The sequence below is a fragment of the Nostoc sp. LEGE 12447 genome (assembly GCF_015206985.1).
Taxonomy (GTDB): domain Bacteria; phylum Cyanobacteriota; class Cyanobacteriia; order Cyanobacteriales; family Nostocaceae; genus Nostoc.
Map to the genome: position 1 here is coordinate 1 of NZ_JADEXT010000109.1, position 1,570 is coordinate 1,570.

Annotated in this window: 1 rRNA gene; it reads left to right on the top strand. The window is 53.6% G+C overall.

The window, feature by feature from the left end:
- The first annotated feature begins 1 nt into the window (after position 1).
- Positions 2 to 1,490, top strand: a 16S ribosomal RNA gene (locus tag IQ274_RS36200).
- Positions 1,491 to 1,570 lie beyond the last annotated feature (80 nt).

Below are 1,570 nucleotides of genomic sequence, written 5' to 3' on the forward strand. Positions count from 1 at the left end.
CAAAACGGAGAGTTTGATCCTGGCTCAGGATGAACGCTGGCGGTATGCTTAACACATGCAAGTCGAACGAAATCTTCGGATTTAGTGGCGGACGGGTGAGTAACGCGTGAGAATCTGGCTCTAGGTCTGGGACAACCACTGGAAACGGTGGCTAATACCGGATGTGCCCTTGGGTGAAAGGTTAACTGCCTAGAGATGAGCTCGCGTCTGATTAGCTAGTAGGTAGTGTAATGGACTACCTAGGCGACGATCAGTAGCTGGTCTGAGAGGACGATCAGCCACACTGGGACTGAGACACGGCCCAGACTCCTACGGGAGGCAGCAGTGGGGAATTTTCCGCAATGGGCGAAAGCCTGACGGAGCAATACCGCGTGAGGGAGGAAGGCTCTTGGGTCGTAAACCTCTTTTCTCAGGGAAGAACACAATGACGGTACCTGAGGAATAAGCATCGGCTAACTCCGTGCCAGCAGCCGCGGTAATACGGAGGATGCAAGCGTTATCCGGAATGATTGGGCGTAAAGCGTCCGCAGGTGGCAATGTAAGTCTGCTGTTAAAGAGTCTAGCTCAACTAGATAAAAGCAGTGGAAACTACATAGCTAGAGTACGTTCGGGGCAGAGGGAATTCCTGGTGTAGCGGTGAAATGCGTAGAGATCAGGAAGAACACCGGTGGCGAAGGCGCTCTGCTAGGCCGTAACTGACACTGAGGGACGAAAGCTAGGGGAGCGAATGGGATTAGATACCCCAGTAGTCCTAGCCGTAAACGATGGATACTAGGCGTGGCTTGTATCGACCCGAGCCGTGCCGTAGCTAACGCGTTAAGTATCCCGCCTGGGGAGTACGCCGGCAACGGTGAAACTCAAAGGAATTGACGGGGGCCCGCACAAGCGGTGGAGTATGTGGTTTAATTCGATGCAACGCGAAGAACCTTACCAAGGCTTGACATGTCGCGAATCCTGGTGAAAGCTGGGAGTGCCTTCGGGAGCGCGAACACAGGTGGTGCATGGCTGTCGTCAGCTCGTGTCGTGAGATGTTGGGTTAAGTCCCGCAACGAGCGCAACCCTCGTTTTTAGTTGCCAGCATTAAGTTGGGCACTCTAGAGAGACTGCCGGTGACAAACCGGAGGAAGGTGGGGATGACGTCAAGTCAGCATGCCCCTTACGCCTTGGGCTACACACGTACTACAATGCTCCGGACAGAGGGCAGCAAGCATGCGAATGCAAGCAAATCCCGTAAACCGGAGCTCAGTTCAGATCGCAGGCTGCAACTCGCCTGCGTGAAGGAGGAATCGCTAGTAATTGCAGGTCAGCATACTGCAGTGAATTCGTTCCCGGGCCTTGTACACACCGCCCGTCACACCATGGAAGCTGGTAGTGCCCGAAGTCATTACTCCAACCATTCGTGGAGGAGGATGCCTAAGGCAGGACTGGTGACTGGGGTGAAGTCGTAACAAGGTAGCCGTACCGGAAGGTGTGGCTGGATCACCTCCTTTTTAGGGAGACCTACACCCCTTACATATCGAAAAACATACAGTTAAATAGATAGTAAGTTGGTCTAACCTAGGTCGGTCGA